19 protein-coding genes are annotated in these 21,188 nt (G+C 72.6%); 15 read left to right on the forward strand and 4 right to left on the reverse strand.

Annotation, left to right across the window (positions count from 1 at the left end):
• The first annotated feature begins 39 nt into the window (after nucleotides 1-39).
• Nucleotides 40-2,037 carry a hypothetical protein gene (locus tag IEZ13_RS39050; RefSeq protein ID WP_183226614.1) on the forward strand — a complete coding sequence of 666 codons (1,998 nt, stop codon included), beginning with the start codon at nucleotides 40-42 and terminating at the stop codon, nucleotides 2,035-2,037.
• A gap of 122 nt (nucleotides 2,038-2,159) precedes the next feature.
• On the opposite strand, the gene IEZ13_RS39055 is transcribed toward IEZ13_RS39050, so the two are convergent.
• Nucleotides 2,160-2,798, reverse strand: coding sequence for a SanA/YdcF family protein (locus tag IEZ13_RS39055; protein ID WP_229795604.1), 639 nt, complete (start codon nucleotides 2,796-2,798; stop codon nucleotides 2,160-2,162).
• 223 nt (nucleotides 2,799-3,021) lie between these two features.
• Between IEZ13_RS39055 and IEZ13_RS39060 the strand changes: the two genes are divergently transcribed.
• Nucleotides 3,022-3,741 carry a GNAT family N-acetyltransferase gene (locus tag IEZ13_RS39060; protein ID WP_183226612.1) on the forward strand — a complete coding sequence of 240 codons (720 nt, stop codon included), beginning with the start codon at nucleotides 3,022-3,024 and terminating at the stop codon, nucleotides 3,739-3,741.
• Here IEZ13_RS39060 and IEZ13_RS39065 read toward each other — a convergent pair.
• Nucleotides 3,717-4,544, reverse strand: a complete 828-nt coding sequence (locus IEZ13_RS39065) for a class I SAM-dependent methyltransferase (RefSeq protein WP_183226611.1) — start codon at nucleotides 4,542-4,544, stop codon at nucleotides 3,717-3,719. The two genes, IEZ13_RS39060 and IEZ13_RS39065, sit on opposite strands and share 25 nt — an antisense overlap.
• 86 nt (nucleotides 4,545-4,630) lie before the next feature.
• Nucleotides 4,631-6,868: an exo-beta-d-1,3/1,6-glucosidase gene (locus IEZ13_RS39070; RefSeq protein WP_183226610.1), complete on the reverse strand. Its 2,238-nt coding sequence runs from the start codon at nucleotides 6,866-6,868 to the stop codon at nucleotides 4,631-4,633.
• A gap of 205 nt (nucleotides 6,869-7,073) precedes the next feature.
• Here IEZ13_RS39070 and egtA point away from each other — a divergent pair, with 205 nt between their 5' ends.
• From egtA to argG, 13 genes are all read left to right on the forward strand, one after another.
• Nucleotides 7,074-8,276: an ergothioneine biosynthesis glutamate--cysteine ligase EgtA gene (gene egtA, locus IEZ13_RS39075; RefSeq protein WP_183226609.1), complete on the forward strand. Its 1,203-nt coding sequence runs from the start codon at nucleotides 7,074-7,076 to the stop codon at nucleotides 8,274-8,276.
• The gene (gene egtB, locus IEZ13_RS39080; protein WP_183226608.1) at nucleotides 8,273-9,562 is read left to right on the forward strand and encodes an ergothioneine biosynthesis protein EgtB; all 1,290 of its coding nucleotides are present in this window, start codon (nucleotides 8,273-8,275) and stop codon (nucleotides 9,560-9,562) included. The genes egtA and egtB overlap by 4 nt, the downstream gene beginning before the upstream one ends.
• The gene (gene egtC, locus IEZ13_RS39085; RefSeq protein ID WP_183226607.1) at nucleotides 9,562-10,305 is read left to right on the forward strand and encodes an ergothioneine biosynthesis protein EgtC; all 744 of its coding nucleotides are present in this window, start codon (nucleotides 9,562-9,564) and stop codon (nucleotides 10,303-10,305) included. The genes egtB and egtC overlap by 1 nt, the downstream gene beginning before the upstream one ends.
• An 8-nt stretch (nucleotides 10,306-10,313) precedes the next feature.
• Complete coding sequence (gene egtD / locus IEZ13_RS39090; protein ID WP_183226606.1) at nucleotides 10,314-11,270, forward strand: L-histidine N(alpha)-methyltransferase; 957 nt, start codon at nucleotides 10,314-10,316, stop codon at nucleotides 11,268-11,270.
• A gap of 39 nt (nucleotides 11,271-11,309) precedes the next feature.
• Nucleotides 11,310-11,762: a hypothetical protein gene (locus tag IEZ13_RS39095; RefSeq protein ID WP_183226605.1), complete on the forward strand. Its 453-nt coding sequence runs from the start codon at nucleotides 11,310-11,312 to the stop codon at nucleotides 11,760-11,762.
• Between the two features lie 476 nt (nucleotides 11,763-12,238).
• Nucleotides 12,239-13,240, forward strand: coding sequence for an N-acetyl-gamma-glutamyl-phosphate reductase (gene argC, locus IEZ13_RS39100; protein WP_183226604.1), 1,002 nt, complete (start codon nucleotides 12,239-12,241; stop codon nucleotides 13,238-13,240).
• Nucleotides 13,237-14,409, forward strand: coding sequence for a bifunctional glutamate N-acetyltransferase/amino-acid acetyltransferase ArgJ (gene argJ / locus IEZ13_RS39105; protein ID WP_183226603.1), 1,173 nt, complete (start codon nucleotides 13,237-13,239; stop codon nucleotides 14,407-14,409). Before argC ends, argJ begins: the two co-directional genes overlap by 4 nt.
• Nucleotides 14,406-15,272 (forward strand): acetylglutamate kinase, encoded by an 867-nt coding sequence (gene argB / locus IEZ13_RS39110; RefSeq protein WP_183226602.1) that lies wholly within the window; start codon nucleotides 14,406-14,408, stop codon nucleotides 15,270-15,272. Before argJ ends, argB begins: the two co-directional genes overlap by 4 nt.
• Nucleotides 15,269-16,414: an acetylornithine transaminase gene (locus IEZ13_RS39115; RefSeq protein WP_183226601.1), complete on the forward strand. Its 1,146-nt coding sequence runs from the start codon at nucleotides 15,269-15,271 to the stop codon at nucleotides 16,412-16,414. The genes argB and IEZ13_RS39115 overlap by 4 nt, the downstream gene beginning before the upstream one ends.
• Complete coding sequence (gene argF / locus IEZ13_RS39120) at nucleotides 16,411-17,340, forward strand: ornithine carbamoyltransferase (RefSeq protein WP_183226600.1); 930 nt, start codon at nucleotides 16,411-16,413, stop codon at nucleotides 17,338-17,340. Before IEZ13_RS39115 ends, argF begins: the two co-directional genes overlap by 4 nt.
• A complete protein-coding gene (locus tag IEZ13_RS39125; RefSeq protein WP_229795596.1) occupies nucleotides 17,337-17,837 on the forward strand; it encodes an arginine repressor in 501 nt (166 codons plus the stop codon). The genes argF and IEZ13_RS39125 overlap by 4 nt, the downstream gene beginning before the upstream one ends.
• A complete protein-coding gene (locus tag IEZ13_RS39130) occupies nucleotides 17,837-18,730 on the forward strand; it encodes a hypothetical protein (protein WP_183226598.1) in 894 nt (297 codons plus the stop codon). The genes IEZ13_RS39125 and IEZ13_RS39130 overlap by 1 nt, the downstream gene beginning before the upstream one ends.
• The gene (argG, locus tag IEZ13_RS39135; protein WP_183226597.1) at nucleotides 18,727-19,959 is read left to right on the forward strand and encodes an argininosuccinate synthase; all 1,233 of its coding nucleotides are present in this window, start codon (nucleotides 18,727-18,729) and stop codon (nucleotides 19,957-19,959) included. Before IEZ13_RS39130 ends, argG begins: the two co-directional genes overlap by 4 nt.
• Before the next feature lie 68 nt (nucleotides 19,960-20,027).
• On the opposite strand, the gene dapE is transcribed toward argG, so the two are convergent.
• The gene (gene dapE / locus IEZ13_RS39140) at nucleotides 20,028-21,086 is read right to left on the reverse strand and encodes a succinyl-diaminopimelate desuccinylase (protein ID WP_183226596.1); all 1,059 of its coding nucleotides are present in this window, start codon (nucleotides 21,084-21,086) and stop codon (nucleotides 20,028-20,030) included.
• Nucleotides 21,087-21,188: the final 102 nt, after the last annotated feature.

Raw genomic sequence — 21,188 nt, forward strand, 5'->3', positions numbered from 1 at the left:
GTACTCATTGCGATGCCGGAGCGCAGCGGAGGTGGCGCGATGAGCGAGGTCATCGGCGGATCGGTGAGCCTGCCGGTGCGGGCCGACCTGCGGGCGCTCGACGCCGACGCGCTGGCCGCTCTCGCCAACCGCGGCCTGGTGAAACGGGCCGCCCGCGAGGCCGAACGGGAACCACCCGCGCTGTCGGCCGGGGCGGGCGCCACGGTCGTCGCCGAGTTCACCGACGGGGTCCGCGCCGAACTCCCGGAGGGCGGCCTGGAGCAGGGCCGCTGCACGTGCGGGGCGACCGGGGCCTGCCGGCACCTGCTCGGGCTGATCTTCGCCTACCAGGCCGCGCTGCCGGAGACCGCGCCGTCGGAGGACGAGCCGCCCGCCGAGGCGACGGCCTGGTCACCGGGTGGGTTCACCGACGAGGACCTGGTCACCCGGATCGGGAGCCGGCTGGTCGAGACCGCCCGCCGCACCCACCGGGGCGGGTACACGGCCCGGATCCGGCGCGGCGCCGTCCCGGTGGCCGAGCTGCCCGCCGCGACCGTGCGGTTCCTGGTGCCCGGCGACCTGGGCTATGTGCACACCGACGCCCGCGCCGGCGTCCGCGACGACGTCATCGCCCTGGCCGTCTGGGCCTTCCGGGCGGCCGACGAGCAGTACCCCGGCGTCGACGAGTGCTCCGTCGACGTCGGCGGGGCGCCGGGTGCCGCCGTCACCGGCTCCGGGCTCGAGACGGTGATCGAGTTCGCCGCCGAGGTGCTGCGGGCCGGGGCCGTGCACGCCGGTCCGGGCCTCGTCGCGGCCGCCGCCGGGCACCTGGCCACCCTCGACCGGGCCGGGCTGCGGTGGCCCCTCGACGCCACCGCCGAACTCGCCGACCAGGTCACCGCGTACCGGGACCGCAGCGCCCGGTACACGCCCGAGCGGCTCGCCGACCTGATCGCGGAACTCTTCGCCCGGCATCGCGCGGTCAGCGCCGACAGCGGCGCCGGGCACCGGGCCCGGGTGCTCGGCTCCGAGGAGGCGGCCGAGACACCACTGCGCCGGGTCCGGCTGGACGGTCTCGGCGCCCGGGTCACCGCGGTCGACGGCCAGCGGCGGGTGGAGATCTTTCACGGGCAGGCGGCCAGCGGTGTCGTCCTGGTGTCGCACCGGCAGTGGGAGACCGACGAGGACGGTCCCGCCCTCGGCCGGCGGCGGATCGCCGGAGCCACCGTCGACGCGATCGCCTCCGGGGCGCTGGTCACCGAGTCCGCGATCCGCAGCGCCAGCCGGACCGTGCGGCTCGGCGCCGGCCGGATCGCCAAGTCCACGGTCACGGTGTCCAACGGCGCCTGGGAAGGGCTGCCACCGGGGCTGCTCGCGTACGACTACGCGAAACTGGCCGCCGAACTGGACGCCATGCCACCGCGCCCGGTCCGCGCCCGGGTCCGCGCCGAACTGGTCCGGGTGCTGGCGATCGCCGAGGTGGGCGAGAGCCGGTATGCGCCGGGGGCCCAGCGGCTCAGTGTCGAGATCCGGGACGGCTCCGGTGTCACGGCGACGGTCGAGGCCACCCACGCGGCGGTCGCTCCCGGCCGTCTCGACGCGGTCGCGGCAGCGCTCGACGGGCGCCGGGGCCGGCCGCGGTTCGTGGCCGGGAGTGTGCACCGCAGCGGTGGGCGGGTGGTCATCGATCCGTACGCGATCGCCGCCGACGGTCCGCCGGTCGTCCCCGACCTGGCCGTGCCACCCACCGGCCAGGGCCTCGGGAGCGCGGATGGGCCCGCCGGGTCCGCCGATCCGGGCGATCCGCTGGCCGAGGCGGTGGCGGTGGCCCGCGACGTGCTCGCCGAAGCGGCGCACAGCGGACTCGCCCACCTGCCCGGCGCCCACACCGATCGCCTGCGGTCGGCGCGGGCCGCGCTCGCCCGGGTCGGCCTGCACCGGGTGGCGGCGTCCCTCGACGAGATGGTGGCCCGTCTCGGCCCCGACCCGGGCGCCGAGGCCACCCGGGCCTGGGTCGACGCCTACCTACGCGTCAGCCTGGCCGCCGACCTCCGCTGACGGCTGCCTTGGCGGTGCGGTCGGCCTCGGCCGGCGGCTGCCCTGGCGGTGCGGTCGGCCTCCGCTGACGGGCGCCTTGACGATGCGCGGCCGGACGGTGGTGGGAGGCGTCGGCGGGTGGGTCAGCCGTTGCGGACGGCGGTTTCCACGCCGGTCTCGTGCGGGCCCAGGAAGACCGGGTCGCGGGCGGTGAGGACGTCGGCGGCGGCCTTGACCGCGGCGCCGTACTCGCGGACCTCGCCCCGCAGCCACAGGTCCTTGTAGGCGCGGGCCGTGTCGTCGCCCACGCCGGCGGCGTCGATGCCCTGCTCGCGGCAGAGGGCCACGGCCCGGGGAAGGTGGAAGTTCTGGGTGACGACGATCGCCTGCTGGACGCCGAAGATCTTGCGGGCCCGGACGCACGAGTCGTAGGTGTCGAAGCCGGCGTGGTCGAGCACCACCCGGTCGGCGGGGACACCGCGGGCGACCAGCCACGCCTGCATGGCGCCCGGTTCGTCGTAGGCCCACTCGCCGTGGTCGCCGGAGACCAGGATCGCCTTGATCTTGCCGGCTTCCAGGAGCTGCCGGGCGATCTCCAGGCGGGCGGCGAGGAACGCCGACGGCTGGCCGTTCGGGTCGACCTGGGCGCCGAGGACCAGCGCGACAGGTGCGGCCGGCACCGATGCGGCGTCGTAGAGGTGACCGTCGGCCGCGGAGCGGACCCATGTGGTGCATCCGATGGCGACGGCGACCGCGAGGATCGCGCTCAGCGTGCCCGCCACCAGTAGGCGGCGCAGCCGCCGGCCCTGGAGAAGAGCGCGGAGCGACGGCAGACGCCGCTCGCCGTCGGACGGGAACCAGCTGTGGAACAGGGAACGCTTCGGCACGGGACCGAGGATGGCAAATCCGGTCAACCGCAGCCTGCCGCGGGGTGCGGGCAGCGGGGGGAGCAGAGCAGGTGAGGGCAGCGGGGAGCGGAACGCCGTCGATGGCAGCATGGGGCCCATGATCGATATTGCCGTGGAGGGGGATCCGCTGGTCCGGTGGGCGTTGCACGCGCCCGGCGCCCGTGTCTGGCGACGGCCGGGCGCGGTCGTCGTGGCGTGTCCCGATCTGTCGCACTGGGACCGGCTGGTGATGAACGGCGAGCCGGGCGCGGTGGCGGCACTGCTGCCCGAGGTGCTGGCGGGCACCGGGGAGACGTTCCGGCCGTTCGGGACGGAGGAGCTGGTCACCGAGGTGGTCGCGCGGCTCCCGGGGCTGGAGGTGAGCGCGACCTTCGCCTGGATGGAGACCACCGAGCCGGTCGGCCGGGCGACGGGCGCCGCCGCCTGGCTCGGCGACGAGGACCGGGCCGAGGTGACCGCGCTGATCGACGAGGCCTACCCGGAGTCGTACGCCCGGCCGGGTGGCGCCGGGGTCCGGCGGTGGGCGGGCATCCGGGACGCCGACGGAACGCTGCTCACGGTCGCCGCCGAGGCGTGGTCGACCGCGGAGACCGGGTTCATGTCCGGGGTGGCGACCCGTCCGTCGGCCCGGGGCCGCGGGCTCGGGGCGGCGATCTGCGCGTTCGTCGCCGACGAGTTGCTGCCCGGCCGGGAGCGGGTCGCGCTCCTGGTCGACTACTGGAACACCGCGGCGCTGGCCACCTACACCCGGCTCGGCTTCACGACCCGGCGGGTGGCCGCGGCACGGCGATCTCAGGCCGTACGGGTGGCGGTGTAGAGCAGGTACTCCCAGTCCAGCGTGCCGCCGCCCTGGTCGAAGCGGGCGCCCAGGGCGGCCAGGTCGGCGTCCAGGGCGGCGACGCGGTCCGGGTCGCCGGCGATGTTGCGGTAGACGGCGATGGTCGGGCCGTAGACGCGTTTGAAGTAGTCGCGGAACTCCTCCGGCGTGCCGAAGTGGGTGACCCGCAGGTTGCGGCGTTCCACCGTCACCCCGGAGACGCCGTCGCCGAACAGGGACTCCAGGTGGGCCGGGTCGCCCCAGCGGGGTGGGGGCTGGGCGCCGGCCGGCGGCGGGGCGGCGTACGGCTTCATGGTGGCGAACATCTGCCCGATGAAGCCTTCCGGCGTCCAGTTGATCAGGCCGATCGTGCCGCCGGGACGGCAGACGCGGAGCAGCTCGGCGGCGGCGGTCTCGTGGAACGGGGCGAACATGACGCCGATGCACGAGATGACCGTGTCGAACGAGCCGGTGTCGAAGGGCAGGGCCTCGGCGTCGGCCTCGACCCAGTTGAGCTTGGCGTCGAGGGTGGCGGCGTGGCGTTCGCCGACCGCCAGCAGCTCCGGAGTGAGATCACTGGCGGTGACGGTGGCGCCGGCGAGGGCGGCCGGGACCGCGGCGTTGCCGGTGCCCGCGCCGACGTCGAGGACGGTCTGTCCGGGACCGATCTCCGTGGCGGCCACCAGGACCGGCCCGAGCGGGGCGACGATGTCGGCGGCCAGCGCCGGGTAGTCACCGGAGGCCCACATGGCGCGGTGCTTCTGTTTCACGGTGGGAGCGGTTGGAGCGGTTGGATTCGTCATGTCACTGACGGTAGGCGTCGCGGAAGCGGTCGGTCGGGTACACGATGCGTACCCGACTGTCCGCTTCCGGACGGACGCCCCGGGTTTCAGGAGATGCGGAACTTCGCGGACTGCAACGCGGAGGGCCGCGAGTTCGGGCCGACGAGCAGCTCGAAGTCGCCGGCCTCGACGATCCGCACGCCGTCCGCCGACACGAGCGTGCAGTCCGCGGCCGGCACCTCCAGGGTGACCGTGACGCTCTCCCCGGGCTCGACGGTGACCTGCCGGTATGCCTTCAGCTCCCGGCCGGCCCAGGTGACGCTGGTGACGAGGTCGCTGACGTACACCTGGACGGTCTCCAGCGCCGGCCGTGTCCCGGTGTTGGTGAGCCGCACGGTGGCCCGCACCACCCCGTCCGCCGCGACGTCCGGCTCCTCGATGCTGAGCCCGTCGTAGACCACGGTGGTGTAGCTGAGCCCCTCCCCGAAGGCGAACAGCGGGTCCTGGGTGAGGTCGGCGTACCGGGTGCCGTGCTGGCCGCGCAGCTGGTTGTAGTAGATCGGCTGCTGACCGGCGTGCCGGGCCGCCGAGATCGGCATCCGCCCGCTCGGCTCGATCAGCCCGAGCAGCAGCTCGGCGATGGCCTGCCCGCCCCGCATGCCCGGGTTGAAGGCCTGCACGACGGCGGCCGCCTGGAGAGCCGATGGCGGCAGGGCGAGCGGCTTGCCGTCGATCAGCACCACGATCATCGGGGTGCCGGTGGCCGCGACCGCGTCGAGCAGCGCGATCTGCCCGCCGACCAGTTCGAGGGTGGCGGTGGACTTGTGCTCGCCGTTGAGGTTGACGGTGTCACCGACGACCACGATGGCGTAGTCGGCGGCGGCCGCGAGCCGCCGGGCACGCTCAAGATCTTCAAAAGCCGCGGGGACGCCCTCCGAGATCGGCGGCCGCGGCTGCCCGTCCGGGAACGTCTCGCCGTCCGGGTCCGGCACCAGCCGCTCGATCTCCACGGCCGGGTCGAAGTCCAGCTCCCAGCCGGACGGCAGCAGCGAGCGGAGCCCGTCGAGGACCGTCGTGGTCAGTTCCCGCGGGTGGCCGTCGGGCATCCAGTCGACCTGCCCGGAGTCGCCGGCCCAGTCGCCGAGCTGCGCGGACACGTCGTGGGCGTTGGGCCCGAGCAGCGCGATGCGCTTCGACGGCGCGGACGGCAGGGGCAGTACGCCGTCGTTGCGCAGCAGCACCAGCGACCGCCGGGCCACCTCGAGGTTGAGCTCGGTGTGCGCGGCGCACCCGATCACCTCACGCTGCCGGGCGGCGTCCGGGGTACGCGGGTTCTCGAAGAGGCCCAGTTCGAACTTCAGGCGCAGGATCCGCCGTACCGCCGCATCGATGTCGTCCTCACGCAGAAGGCCGCGCCGGATCGCCTCCTGGGCGCCTTCGAAGAAGGCCGGGGTCGTCATGATCACGTCGTTGCCGGCCTTGACGGCGAGGGCCGCGGCCTCGGCGTAGTCGGCGCAGACCTTCTGCTCCCAGACCATCCGGCCGACGTTGTCCCAGTCGGTGACGAGCGTGCCGGTGAAGCCCCACTCGCCCTTGAGCACGTCGTTGAGCAGCCACTTGTTGGCGGTGATCGGCACGCCGTCCATCGACTGGTAGCCGAGCATGAAGACCCGGCAGCCCTCGGCGGCGGCCCGCTCGAACGGCGGCAGGAACCAGGAGCGCAGCTTGCGCCGGCTGATGTCGGCCTCGCTGGCGTCCCGGCCGCCCTGGGTCTCGGAGTAGCCGGCGAAGTGCTTGGCGGTGGCCAGGATGGCGGTCGGGTCGGTGAGGCCCTCGCCCTGGTAGCCGCGGATCATCGCGGCGCCCAGCTCGCCGATCAGGTACGGGTCCTCGCCGAACGTCTCGTCGACCCGGCCCCAGCGCAGGTCCCGGGCGATGCAGAGCACCGGTGAGAAGGTCCAGTGCACGCCGGTGGCGGCGGCCTCCACGGCGGTGGCCCGGCCGACCTTCTCGACCAGCTCCGGGTCCCAGGTGGCGGCCATGCCGAGCTGGGTGGGGAAGACCGTGGCGCCGGGCCAGAAGCCGTGGCCGTGGATGCAGTCCTCGGCGGTGATCAGCGGGATCCGCAGGCGGGTACGCGCGACGAGTTCGGCCGCCTCGACCAGCTTGGCCGGTGAGGTGTGCAGGATCGATCCGGCGAGCTTCTCCAGAACGAGCTCGGACAGGTCCTGGCGGGCGTCGAGCTGGAGCATCTGGCCGATCTTCTCGGGCAGCGTCATCCGGCCCAGCAGATCCTCCACGCGCTCCGCAACTCCGAGCGTGGAGTCCTGATATGGCATGGGCATGGCGTCGCTCCCAAGGGGGTGTACCGAACACGAACGGTTCGGAGTCTTCCAGTCCGGAACCGGTTCCGGCACCCCGCCACGGTTCCGGAACTTCATCGTTCCACCGATCCGAGGGGGAGGCGAATTCGCCGCGATGCCGGTATGGTCCATACCGCACCGCACTCAGTGGAGTCTATTGATCACGCGTGGTGATTCAAGGGGGGTCATGGGTTCGGCTGACCGGGTCCTGCGTCGGACCGCCGAGGCGATCGAGCACATCGCCGGAATCTGTTTCAAGACCGGCCCGCCCCGGCAGGTCGGCGCCGAGTTGGAGTGGACCACACACCGCGCCGCCGATCCGTCCGCGTACCTGCGGGCCGGCGACCTGGCCGGGGCACTGGGCGAGCATGCGCCCGTCACCCTCGGCAACCCGAACCCCGTGCCGCTGCCCTGCGGTGGCGCGGTCACCGTCGAACCGGGCGGTCAGGTCGAGATCTCCTCGGTCCCGGCCGGATCCCTGGCCGAGTTGCACACCGCGGTCACCGCCGACCGCGAGGTCCTCACCGCACTGCTGGCCGATGCCGGGATCGTGCTGGGGGAGCAGGGCCTCGACCCGTACGGGCGGCGCCGCCGGCTCCTCGACGCCCCGCGGTACGCCGCCATGGAGAGGGCCTTCGACAGCTCCGGCCACACCATGATGACCGCCACCGCCGGCCTCCAGATCTGCCTCGACGCCGGCGAGGCGCACCAGATCGTGCCCCGATGGGCGGCCCTGCACGAGATGGGCCCGGCCCTGCTGGCCCTGTTCGCCAACTCCCCGGCCGACGGCTGGGCGTCCCGGCGGATGGCCTCGTGGTACGGGATCGACCCCCGCCGTACCGCCCCGGTCCCGGTCTCCGCGGACCCGGCGCAGGCCTGGGCGGAGTACGCGGTCCGCGCCCCGCTGCTGTGCGTGCCCCGGCCGGACGGCTGCTGGGACGTCCCTCCCGAGGTGACGTTCGCCGACTGGATCGAAGCCGGCCCGATCGGCGCCGGCCCGATCGGCCGTCCACCCACGCCGGCCGACCTCGAGTACCACCTCGGCACCCTGTTCCCGCCGGTCCGGCCCCGGGGCTACCTGGAGGTCCGCTACCTGGACACCCAGCCCGGCGACGAGTGGATCGTCCCGGCCGCGGTGCTGGTCACCCTGCTCGACTCCGACACGCTCACCGACCGGGCCCGCGAACTGGCCGCCGCCGGGGCCGGCCGCTGGCATGCCGCCGCGCGCCTCGGCCTGGCCGACGGCCCGGTCCGCCGGTCCGCCGCCGACCTGGCCGGCCTGGCCTGCCGCCACCTGGACCGGACCGGGCTGCCGGCCGCCGTCCGGGAGGAGATCGTCGAGGCCGTCCAGCGCCGGCTGCACCGCCACCGAGAGGGGATCTCCGCATGACCCAGGACCTGCGGCTGGCCATCGCCGCCGAGTTGGAGCGAACCCGGGCACGGACCACGCTGCTCACCGACGCGGTCGACGAGGACGACCTGATACGCCAGCACTCGCCGCTGATGTCCCCGCTGGTGTGGGACCTCGCGCACATCGGCAACCAGGAGGAGCTCTGGCTGGTCCGGGACGTGGGCGGCCGGGACCCGGTGCGCCGCGACATCGACGAGCTCTACGACGCCTTCAAGCACGCCCGCCGGGACCGGCCGGCTCTGCCGCTGCTGAACCCGGCAGAGGCCCGGACGTACACGGCGACGGTCCGCGACAAGGTCCTGGACGTGCTCGACCGGGTGCGGTTCGACCCGTCGCGGCGGCTGGTCGACGACGGGTTCGCCTTCGGCATGATCGTCCAGCACGAGCAGCAGCACGACGAGACCATGCTGGCCACCCACCAGCTGCGGGCCGGAACGCCGGTGCTGTCCGCCCCGCCGCCGCCACCCGGGCGGGAAATCACCGGGGAAATCCTGATAAAAGCGGGAAAATTCGTTATGGGTACGGACACCGAGCCCTGGGCCCTGGACAACGAACGCCCCGCCCACGCAGTCGACGTCCCGGCGTTCTGGATCGACGCCGCCCCCACCACCAACGAGCAGTACGCCGCGTTCATCGACGCCGGCGGCTACGACGACCCGCGCTGGTGGAGCGAATGCGGCTGGGCCTACCGGATCAGGGCCGGCCTGGAGAAGCCGCTGCACTGGCTGCGCGACCACGACGGCTGGCACTGCCGGCGGTTCGGCCGCGTCGAGCCGGTGCACCCGCACGAGCCGGTCGTCCACGTCTGCTACCACGAGGCCGAGGCCTACGCCGCGTGGGCCGGTAAACGCCTGCCCACCGAGGCCGAGTGGGAGAAGGCGGCCCGCCACGACCCGGCGACCGGCCGCTCCCGCCGCTACCCGTGGGGCGACGACCCGCCCGAGGCCCGGCACGCCAACCTGGGGCAGCGGCACCTCGGCCCGGCCCCGGTCGGCGCCTACCCGGACGGCGCCTCCCCGCTCGGCGTGCACCAGCTGATCGGCGACGTCTGGGAGTGGGTGTCCAGCGGTTTCGAGCCCTACCCGGGGTTCACGGCCTTTCCGTACCGGGAGTATTCGGAGGTCTTCTTCGGCGGCGACTACCGGGTGCTGCGCGGCGGCTCGTTCGGCACCGACGCGGCCGCCTGCCGGGGCACCTTCCGCAACTGGGACCATCCGATCCGGCGGCAGATCTTCTCCGGCTTCCGCTGCGCCCGAGCCGCCTGATGTGCCGCCACCTGGGATATCTCGGCCCACCCGTACCGTTGTCGAGTCTCCTGCTGGATCCGCCGCACGCGCTGGTGACGCAGGCGTGGGCGCCGCGCGACATGCGCGGCGGCGGCACCATCAACGCCGACGGCTTCGGGGTCGGCTGGTGGCCGCCGGGCGCCGCCGAGCCGGTGCGGTACCGCAGCGCCATGCCGATCTGGACCGACGCCGCGCTGCCGTCGCTGGCGGCCGCCACCCGGTCCGGGGCGGTCCTCGCCGCGGTCCGCTCGGCCACCGTGGGCCTGCCGGTCGTGGAGACCGCGGCGGCGCCGTTCACCGACGGGCGCTGGCTGTTCAGTCACAACGGCGTGGTCCGCGGCTGGCCGTCGGCGGTCGCCGGACTCGCCGGTGACCTGCCGGTCGAGGACCTGCTCACGATGGACGCGCCGACCGACTCGGCCACCCTCTGGGCGCTGCTGCGAGCCCGGCTGAGAGCCGGCGAGCCCGCACCCAAGGCGGTCGCCGCGCTGGTCGCCGAGGTGACCGCGGCGGCCCCCGGATCCCGGCTGAACCTGCTGCTCACCGACGGCACGCAGCTGATCGCGACGGCCCACGGCCACGCCCTGTCGGTACAACCCGGCCGCGGCTCGGTCCTGATCGGCTCGGAACCCCTGGACGCCTCCCCGGCCTGGCAGCCCGTCCCGGACGGCCACCTGGTGGTCGCCACCGCCACCGCGCTGGAGATGACACCGACCTTCTGAGGAGAACCATGCTCACGCTGATCGACGACCGGGATCTGGCCCGAACGCTCCGCGCCGATGTGCTCGCCGGCCTGACCGTGACCCCGAAGTGGCTGCCGCCCCGATGGTTCTACGACGCCCGCGGCAGTGAGCTCTTCGAGGAGATCACCCGGCTGCCGGAGTACTACCCGACCCGCGCCGAACGGGCGGTCCTGGCCGGGCACGCCCCCGCGATCGCCCGGATCACCGAGGCCAAATGCCTGGTGGAGCTGGGTTCCGGCTCCTCCGAGAAGACCCGTCTGCTGCTCGACGCGATGCTGCGGCGCGGCACGCTCGGCTCGTTCGTGCCGCTGGACGTGTCGGCGAGCGCCCTCACCGCCGCGGTCGGCGAGCTGACCGCGGCCTATCCGGAACTGACCGTGACCGGGGTGGTCGGCGACTTCGCCCGGCATCTGGCGTACCTCCCGGAGGGCGACAGCCGGGTGGTCGCCTTCCTCGGCGGCACGATCGGCAACCTGACGCCGCCGGAGCGGACCGCCTTCCTGACCGCTCTGCGCGGCGCGCTGCACGAGGGCGAGTGGCTGCTGCTCGGCGCCGACCTGGTCAAGGACCCGGCCGTCCTGGTGCCCGCCTACGACGACGCGGCCGGGGTGACCGCCGAGTTCAACCGCAACGTGCTGCGGGTGATCAACCGGGAGCTGGGCGCCGACTTCGACCCGGCGGCGTTCGAGCACGTCGCCCTCTGGGACGCCGGGCACGAGTGGATCGAGATGCGGCTCCGGTCGTCGCGTGACCAGGTGGTGCGCATCCCGGAGCTGGATCTCACCGTGCCGTTCGCCGCCGGGGAGGAGATGCGCACCGAGATCTCCGCCAAGTTCCGCCGGGCCGGCCTCGCCGCCGAGCTGGCTGCCGCCGGTTTCACGCTGCGGCACTGGTGGACCGACCCGGACGGCCGGTTCGGTGTGGCGCTCGCCCAAGCCGGGTAGTTGACGCTTCGTGCTTTCCTGGCACCGAGGAGGTGCCACATGACGTCCGAACCGCACCTTCTGCTGGTGGAGGCGGTGCTGCGGACTTCCCGGGAGCACGCCGACTGGTGGGCCGAGGGCGGTCCGCGCCCACAGCTGCCGCGCGCCTGGCAGCAGCTGTGGCGCGACGCCGTCGTCCGCCAGATGGATTTCACCGGCGAGCCCGAGGTGCCCTCCCGCCGGGCCGTCCAGGACATGCTCGACCAGCTCACCCGCCTGGACCGGGAGGCCGAGTGGTTCCGCGCCGACCCGGCACTGCGGCGGCGCGCGATCAGCGAGACCCTGCTCTTCGGCACGGGCCTCGGCCCGGACGTCCCGAGCCGTCCCGCCCAGGTCGCCTGGCTGCGCCGGCGCGGCCTGCGCCCGGTCGACTACGCCCGGGTCTCCGCGATCGCCGCGGCCCAGGACGATTGGCTCGCCGCCTGGAACACCTGGGCGAAATCACTGGGCTAGCTTTTGCTCCGCTTCGCTCCGCGGCAAAACGCCTGGTAACCGGTGTCGAGGCAGGTGATTTCCCGCCGCCAGCAAACCCCGCTGGCGTCGGCAAATCACTTGCCTCGACACCGGCGGCGTTTTGCGGGGGGACGTTGAGCGCACCGCCGTCCAGCTCTCGTGGGAGTGGATCTTCGCGGCTGGTCGTGAGAGCTGTCTCAATGCGGTTGATACAGCGCTGGGAGCCGGCCGGACCACCGATCTGAGCCCGGAGGGGCGCGGCACGGGCGGGACCGGGCAGACGCTCGCGTGGAGCGGCGGGACGGGGGATTTGCGGTCGGGGGCGGCGTAGCCCGTACCAAATATGGGGTTTTCTGATGGATGTGCCATGCCTGGGCTCAGCATGCGGGAAGAGGCGGCATGTTGTTGCCGCCGAGTATGCGAGTTGATACGGTACTTTGCATATTCATGCGGAAGTGCGTAATGCGGAGGGCAGCATGGGAATCCGGGTCGCGGTAGCGGGCGCCAGTGGCTACGCGGGCGGTGAGTTGCTGCGCCTGATCGCCGGGCATCCCGAGTTCGACCTCGTCGCGGCGACCGCGCACAGCCAGGCGGGTTCTCCGGTCAGCGCGGTGCATCCGCAGCTCGCCGGGCTCGACCTGACCCTCGGCGCCACCGATGCCGAGACGCTCAGCGGGGCCGACCTGGTCTTCCTCGCTCTGCCGCACGGTCAGTCGGCGGCCGTGGCGGCGCGGCTCGCCGAGGGGGTCAAGGTCGTCGACCTGGGCGCCGACTTCCGGCTGGAGAGCGCCGAGCAGTGGACCCGCTACTACGGCGGCGGCCACGCGGGCACGTGGACCTACGGCCTGCCCGAGCTGCCGGGCGCGCGCGCCGCGATCGCGAGCGCCGACCGGGTGGCCAACACCGGCTGCTACGCCGCGACGATCATCCTGGCGCTCGCCCCGCTGATCGCCGCCGGTGTCGCCGACCCGGAGGACGTGGTGGTCGTCGCCAGCTCCGGCACCTCGGGCGCCGGGCGCAACGCCAAGGTCAACCTGTTGGCCAGCGAGATCATGGGCGACCTGTCGCCCTACAAGGTCGGCGCCCACCAGCACGTCGCCGAGATCAAGCAGGCCACCGGCGCCGGCTCGCTGTCGATGACGCCGATCCTGGCGCCGATGCCGCGCGGCATCCTGGCGACCGTCACGGCGCGCCGGCTCAACGGCGGCGACCCGCGCGAGGCGCTCCAGGCGGCCTATGCGGACGCGCCGTTCGTGCACGTGCTGCCGGAGGGCTCGTGGCCGCGCACCGCGGCCACCGCCGGTTCGAATTCGTGTCACCTCCAGGCCACGGTCGACATCGACTCGGGCCGCATCATCGTGGTGAGCGCGCTCGACAACCTGGGCAAGGGCGCCGCCGGCCAGGCGGTGCAGAACGCCAACATCATGTTCGGTCTGCCCGAGACCACGGGCCTGAGCGTCTTCGGAGTAGCGCCGTGACCGTCACCCACCCCAAGGGCTTCCGGGCCGCGGGTGTCCCCGCCGGGCTCAAGGCCAGCGGCAACGCCGACGTCGCCCTGATCGTCAACGACGGCCCCGACTACACGGCGGCCGGCGTCTTCACCGCCAACCGGGTGAAGGCCGCGCCCGTGCTGTGGAGCCAGCAGGTGCTCAAGGGCGGCATCGTCCGGGCGGTCGTGCTCAACTCGGGCGGCGCCAACGCGTGCACCGGCTCGCAGGGCTTCCGCGACACCCACGCCACGGCCGAGCACACCGCGACCGTGCTGCGCGGCGGCGCCAACCGGATGATGATCGGCCCCGGCGACGTGGCGGTCTGCTCGACCGGCCTGATCGGCGAGCTGCTGCCGATGGACAAGTTGCTCCCGGGCGTCAACGCGGCGGCCAAGGCGCTCGCCGCCGACGGTGGCCCGAAGGCGGCCGAGGCGATCATGACCACCGACACGGTGGCGAAGAACGCGGTGGCCCAGCGTGACGGCTGGTCGGTCGGCGGCATCGCGAAGGGCGCCGGCATGCTGGCCCCGGCCCTGGCCACCATGCTCGTGGTGATCACCACCGACGCGTCCGCCGACAACGAGGTGCTCGACGCCGCGTTGCGCGCCGCCACCCGGGTCACCTTCGACCGGATCGACGCGGACGGCTGCATGTCCACCAACGACACCGTGCTGCTGCTGGCCAACGGCTCCTCGGACCGGGAGCCGACGCTGGCCGAGCTGACCGCCGCGGTCACCGAGGTCTGCCACGACCTGGCCCAGCAGCTCATCGCCGACGCCGAGGGCGCCACCAAGCACATCGCCATCGAGGTGCAGGGCGCCGCCTCCGAGGCCGACGCGGTGCAGGTGGGCCGGGTGGTGGCGGGCAACAACCTGGTGAAGACGGCGTTCTTCGGCAACGACCCGAACTGGGGCCGGATCCTGGCCGCGGTCGGCACCACGAGCGCCGCCTTCGAGCCGGACCGGATCGACGTGGCGATCAACGGCGTCTGGATCTGCAAGGGCGGCGCCGCGGCCGAGGACCGCAACAAGGTGGACCTGTCCGGGCGGGACGTGACCGTCACGATCAACCTGCGTGAGGGAGAGATGGGCGCGACGATCTGGACCACCGATCTGTCCCACGCGTACGTGCACGAGAACTCGGCGTACTCGTCGTGAAGGCGCAGAAGAAGGCCGAGATCCTGATCGAGGCGCTGCCCTGGCTGGAGCGGTTCCACGGGACCACCGTCGTGATCAAGTACGGCGGCAACGCGATGATCGACCCGTCGTTGCAGGAGGCGTTCGCGGCCGACATGGTGTTCCTGCGGCTGGTCGGCATCAAGCCGGTCGTGGTGCACGGCGGCGGCCCGCAGATCAGCCGGATGCTCACGAAGCTCGGCATCGAGAGCGAGTTCCGGGGCGGCCTGCGGGTCACCACCCCGGAGGCGATGGACGTCGTCCGGATGGTGCTGGTCGGGCAGGTCGGCCGGGAGCTGGTCGGTCTGATCAACCAGCACGGGCCGTACGCGGTGGGCCTCTCCGGCGAGGACGCGGGCCTGTTCACCGCGGTCCGCCGGCAGGCGGTCGTCGACGGCGAGCCGGTGGACATCGGCCAGGTCGGCGATGTCGACGAGGTGAACACGTCGGCCGTCGACGACCTGATCGCGGCCGGCCGGATCCCGGTCATCGCCACTGTCGCGCCGGACGCCGACGGGGTGCTGCACAACGTGAACGCGGACACCGCCGCCTCCGCGCTGGCCGTCGCGCTCGGCGCCCGCAAGCTGGTCGTCCTCACCGACGTCCCCGGCCTCTACACCAACTGGCCGGACACCTCCTCGCTGACGTCGGAGATCGACGCCGACGCGCTGGAGAAGCTGCTGCCGTCCCTGGAGTCCGGGATGGCGCCCAAGATGGAGGCCTGCCTGCGCGCGGTCCGCGGCGGGGTCCCCGCCGCGCACGTCGTCGACGGCCGGGTCGCCCACTCGACACTGCTCGAAGTCTTCACGGAAGAAGGATTCGGAACGATGGTGGTCCCCGCATGAGTCTCGTCGAGCGCTGGCAGCAGTCGATGATGAACAACTACGGCACCCCGGCGATCGGCCTGGTCAAGGGCGAGGGCGCGGTGCTGACGGCGGAGGACGGCAGGGAGTACGTCGACTTCCTCGGCGGCATCGCCGTCAACGCCCTCGGCCACGCCCACCCGGCCGTGGTCGCCGCGGTCACGAGTCAGATCCAGCAGCTCGGGCACGTCTCCAACCTGTACATCTCGGAGCCGCCGGTGGCGCTGGCCGACCTGCTGCTGGCGCTGGCCGGCCGGTCCGGGCGGGTGCTGTTCACCAACTCCGGCGCGGAGGCCAACGAGGCGGCGTTCAAGCTGTCCCGCCTCACCGGCCGCACGCACGTCGTGGCCACCGAGGGCGCCTTCCACGGCCGGACCATGGGTGCGCTCGCGCTGACCGGCCAGCCGTCGAAGTCGGAGCCGTTCCAGCCGCTGCCGGCGGAGGTGACGCACGTGCCGTTCGGCGATGTCGCGGCCCTCGCCGCGGCGGTGAGCGATCGGACCGCCATGGTCATCCTGGAGCCGATCCAGGGGGAGAACGGCGTCGTGGTCCCGCCGCCCGGATATCTCGCGGCAGCACGTGAGATCACCGCGGCGTCGGGCGCGCTGCTCGCGCTGGACGAGGTGCAGACCGGCATCGGCCGGACCGGGCACTGGTTCCACCACCAGAGCGAGGGCGTCGAGCCGGACATCGTCACCCTGGCCAAGGGCCTCGGCGGCGGCCTGCCGCTGGGCGCCTGCATCGGCTTCGGCAGGGCCGCCGACCTGTTCACCCCGGGCGCGCACGGCACCACCTTCGGCGGCAACCCCGTCTCCTGCGCGGCCGGTCTCGCGGTGATCCGCACGATCGCGAGCGAGGGCCTGCTCGATCACGTGAAGCGGGTGGGGGAGCAGCTCCGGCGGGGCATCGAAGGGCACCCGCTGGTGAAGGAGGTCCGCGGCGCCGGCCTGCTGCTGGGCATCGTGTTCCATGAGCCGGTCTCCGCCGACGTGGCCGCCAAGCTGCGCGACGCCGGTTTCCTGGTGAACCCCGCCAAGCCGAACGTGATCCGGCTCGCCCCGCCCCTGATCATCTCCTCCGATCAGGCGGACGCCCTGATCGCGGCCCTGGACGGTATCCGGTGACCACCCGCCACTTCCTCCGTGACGACGACCTGACGCCCGAGGAGCAGTCCGAGATCCTGGACCTGGCCGCCGCCATGAAGGCGAACAGGTTCGGGCACACGCCGCTGGCCGGCCCGCGTTCGATCGCCGTCTTCTTCGACAAGGCCAGCCTGCGGACCCGGCTGTCGTTCGAGGCCGGCATCGCCGAGCTGGGCGGGCAGCCGATCATCGTGGACACGCAGAACACCCACTTCGGCCGGGGCGAGACGCTCGCCGACGCCGGCCGGGTGGTGGCCCGCTATGTCGCGGCGATGGTCTACCGCACGCACGGCGACGAGCGGCTGGCCGAGTTGGCGTCCGGCGTCAACGTTCCGGTGATCAACGCGCTCAGCGACGGCTACCACCCGTGCCAGCTGCTGGCCGACCTGCTGACCATCCGGGAGCGGTTCGGCGCGACGTCCGGCCGGACGCTGGCGTATGTCGGGGACGCGGCCAACAACATGGCCCACTCGTACCTGATCGCCGGCGCCATGGCCGGGATGAACGTGCGGGTCGCCGGCCCGTCCGGGTTCGACCCGGCGCCGGCCGTGGTGAGCCGGGCCGGGGAGATCGCGGCGTGGACCGGCGGTTCGGTGGAGGTGTTGCGCGACCCGCGGGAGGCCGCCGACGGCGCGCACGTGATCGCCACCGACACGTGGACGTCGATGGGCCAGGAGGGCGACGGCCGGGACCGGCTCACCCCGTTCTGGCCGTACCAGGTGAACAAGGAACTCCTCGCGGTGGCCGACCCGGAGGCGATCGTGCTGCACTGTCTCCCGGCGCACCGCAACGAGGAGATCACCGACGAGGTGATCGACGGTCCGCAGAGCGCCGTCTTCGACCAGGCGGAGAACCGTCTGCACGCGCAGAAGGCCCTGCTGACATGGCTACTGGCGGCGAATCAGTGAATGGCACCCCGGCTACCCGCGCGGGGCGGCACGCCCGGCTCGTCGAGCTGATCCGCACCCGCAAGGTCAAGTCGCAGACCGAGCTGGCCGACATCCTCGCCCACGAGGGGGTCCAGGTCACCCAGGCGACGCTGTCCAGGGACCTGGAGGAGCTGAACGCGGTGAAGGTCTCCGGGATCTACTACATCCCGGAGGACGGGCACAAGCCGCTGCGGGAGAGCACCAGCCACGGCCCGGCCCGGCTCATCCGGCTGCTGCGCGAGCTGCTGACCGGCACCGACTCGAGCGGCAACATCGCGGTTCTGCGTACCCCGCCGGGGGCCGCGCAGTTCCTGGCCAGCGCCCTGGACCGGTCCGGTCTGGCGGACGTGGTCGGCACGATCGCCGGCGACGACACGATCTTCGTGGTGGCCCGGGACTCCGGGCCCACCTCGGGTGCCGCCCTGGCCGAGAAACTCAGCAACTGGAGCAGGTCGGACCACGAGGAGGCCCGCTGATGATGTTCCCGCCCGCGGTGGAAGCGCGCTTCCCCGACTTCGCCGACCACACCGACAGCCTGGTCGGGCACGGTGTGGAGTTCTTCCTGGCCTCCAACGGGACGCTGCGGCCACATCTCAACGAGACGCCGTACAGCCACAAGCTCACCTGGCTGGACTTCACCGACACCGCCGAGAAGGACTGGTCGATCCGGGACTTCCTGAACTTCTTCAACGTGATCAACGGCATCGCGTTCGGCGACCGGGGCATCCCGATGCCGCAGTGGGTGATGGTCGACCTGATCCTGATGCCGGCCGCCGCGCTGATCGCCGGCCTGCCGCAGGAGGAGTTCGCGGCCATGGTCGAGCGGTCCACCTTCCGGTTCGACACCGACGTGAAGCGGTTGCTGCGCAAGGTGCAGCAGGACATGCGGGACTCCGGCTACCGGGGCCCGGTCCCGGTGGGCGGCTACTGTGCCGCCCCGTCCGCCGAGCCGGGCCGCTGGGTGGGCTGGTCGCTGTGGTCGCTGATGCCGGCGGTGGGTCTGGGCAAGGCGGCGAAGGCGCTGGCCCTGTCCGCCTACCGGGCGCAGAAGCTGGACGGCGTCACCCAGTACGACAACAGCGCGCTCAAGGTGCACACCGAGTTCGGCGCGCTGAAGATCCTGGTGGCGACGGTTCCGTTCCACACCTCGCCGGGCTCGTTCGTCTACCAGAGCGACCTGACCCTGCCGGCCGGGGGAGAGCTGCCCGAGCCGACCTTCCTGCTCGATCCGTTCGACTACAGCCGCCAGCGGGCGATGCAGAAGGACATCGAAGCGGGCCGCTGTGAGTTCTATGTCCTGCCGCCCGGGCACGTCCGCCGGGACGGTAAGACATATGTACCGATTCTCGAGAAGGAACTGCCCCGATGACCAAGCGCAAGATCGTCCTCGCCTTCTCCGGTGGTCTGGACACCTCGTACGCCCTCGTGGACTTCCGCGAGAAGGGCTGGGACGTGGTGACCGCCAACATCGACACCGGCGGCCTGCACAGCGGTGAGGCCGAGGTCGTCAAGGCGCGCGCCGAGGAGCTGGGCGCCGTCGAGCACCACGTGGTCGACGCCCGCGCCGAGCTCTACGACCGGGTCGTCACCTACGCGATCAAGGCGAACTACCTGCGCAACGGCGCCTACCCGTCGTGCGTCGGCGCGGAGCGGCTGATCCAGGCGGAGAAGGTCGTCCAGGTGGCCCTCGAGGTCGGCGCGGACGCGGTGGCGCACGGCTCGACCGGCGCCGGGGCGGACCACGTCCGCTACGACGCGGTGATCCGGGCGCTGGCCCCGCACCTGGAGATCGTCACCCCGATCCGGGACGAGCGGCTCACCCGTGAGGGCGAGACCGAGTTCCTGCGCGGCCGGGGTTACGAGGTCAGCGAGAAGGTCAAGCTCTACTCGATCAACGAGGGCCTGATCGGCACCTCGATCGGTGGCGAGGAGACCTACGGCTCCTGGGAGTACCTTCCGGAGTCCGCCTGGACCTACACGAAGTCGATCGACGAGGCGCCGGAGAAGGGCGTCGAGCTGCTGATCAGCTTCGAGAAGGGCGAGGTCGTCTCGGCGGTGACCGCGGACGGCGAGCCGCTGCCGAACGAGAACAACTACGACATCCTCTCCGCGCTCAACGTGCTGGGCGGCGAGCACGGTGTCGGCCGGGGCATCCACATGGGCTCCACCATGGTCGGCAACCTGGCCCGGGTCGGTTTCGAGGCGCCCGGCATGCTGATCCTCATCGCGGCGCACCGTGAGCTGGAGAAGCTGGTGCTGTCCAACCGGCAGCAGGCCACCAAGGCGACGCTCGGCAACACCTACGGCGACCTGCTGCACGAGGCCGTCTACTTCGACCCGATCATGGACGACTTCCGGGCCTTCCTGGACTCCAGCCAGACCCGGGTGACCGGCACCGTGCGGGTGCTGCTGCACAAGGGCAACATCGTGCTGCTGGGCTCGAAGAGCCCGTACAGCCTGCTGGACGCCGCGACCCGCTCCGGTGTGGTCTACGGCCACGGCTCGTCGCTGTGGACCGGCGAGCAGGCCCGCGCGTTCGCCCACATGTACTCGGTGCCGGGCGCGATCGCCCGCGCGGCGGCCAACCCCACAGACTGACAGCGCGCGATCTTGGACGTCTCTCCACCGGAAGCGGTGGCGAGACGTCCAAGATCACGGAGGTGGGGTCAGCTCAGCCAGGTGGTGAGCACCTCGAGGGTGCGGCGGATCTCCGGCACCGGCACGTGCTCGCCGTCGGTGTGGGCCAGCAGCGGGTCGCCGGGACCGAAATTGATCGCGGGGATGCCCAGCGCGGCGAAGCGGGACACATCCGTCCAGCCGAGCTTCGGCGCCGGCGGAAGGCCGACCAGCTCGACGAACTCCTTGGCGACCGGCTGGTCCAGCCCCGGCCGGGCGCCCGGCGCGGCGTCGACCACCTCAACCTCGAAGCCGGCGAACACCTCCCGCAGGTGCGCCTCGGCGCCGGCCACGTCCCGGTCCGGGGCGAAGCGATGGTTCACGTAGACGGTGCACAGGTCGGGGATGACGTTGCCGGCGATGCCGCCCTCGATCTTCACGGCGTTGAGGCCCTCGTGGTAGCGCAGGCCGTCGACGACCGGCTGCCGCGGCACGTAGGCGCGCAGCACGTCGAGCACCGCCCCGGCGCTGTGGATGGCGTTGCTGCCCTTCCAGGAGCGGGCCGCGTGCGCCGCCACGCCCGGCACGGTGATCTTGATCCGGATGGTGCCCTGGCAGCCGCCCTCGACCGTGCCGTCGGACGGCTCGCCGAGGATCGCGAAGTCGCCGGCCAGCCACTCCGGGTGATTGCGGACCAGCCGCCCCAGCCCGTTGAGCTTCGCCGCGACCTCCTCGTGGTCGTAGAAGACGAACGTCAGGTCGTGCCGCGGCGCGGTCAGCCCGGCCGCGAGCCGGAGCATCACGGCCACGCCCGCCTTCATGTCGACCGTTCCGCGGCCGCGGAGGATGTCGCCGTCCATGACGCAGGGCAGGTTGTCGGCGATCGGCACGGTGTCGAGGTGGCCGGCGATCACCACCCGGGCCGGGCGGCCCAGCGACGTCCGGGCGACCACGGCGTCACCGTCACGCAGCACCTCCAGGTGCGGATATGCGCGCAGGGCGGCCTCGACGGCGTCGGCCAGGGCCTTCTCATCGCCGCTGACGGACGGTATGTCACAGATGGTCCGAGTGAGGTCGACGACATCACCGGTCAGATCGAGGCTGGTCATGTTGCAAACTTATCAGATCAAGGGCATTTTTATACGTACGCCTCCGTGGGCCGCCCGCGGAGACGCCGCGCCGTCCCACTCACCGCGACGATGCCGGGCCGC

It is taken from the genome of Actinoplanes campanulatus, assembly GCF_014647795.1.
Taxonomy (GTDB): domain Bacteria; phylum Actinomycetota; class Actinomycetes; order Mycobacteriales; family Micromonosporaceae; genus Actinoplanes; species Actinoplanes campanulatus.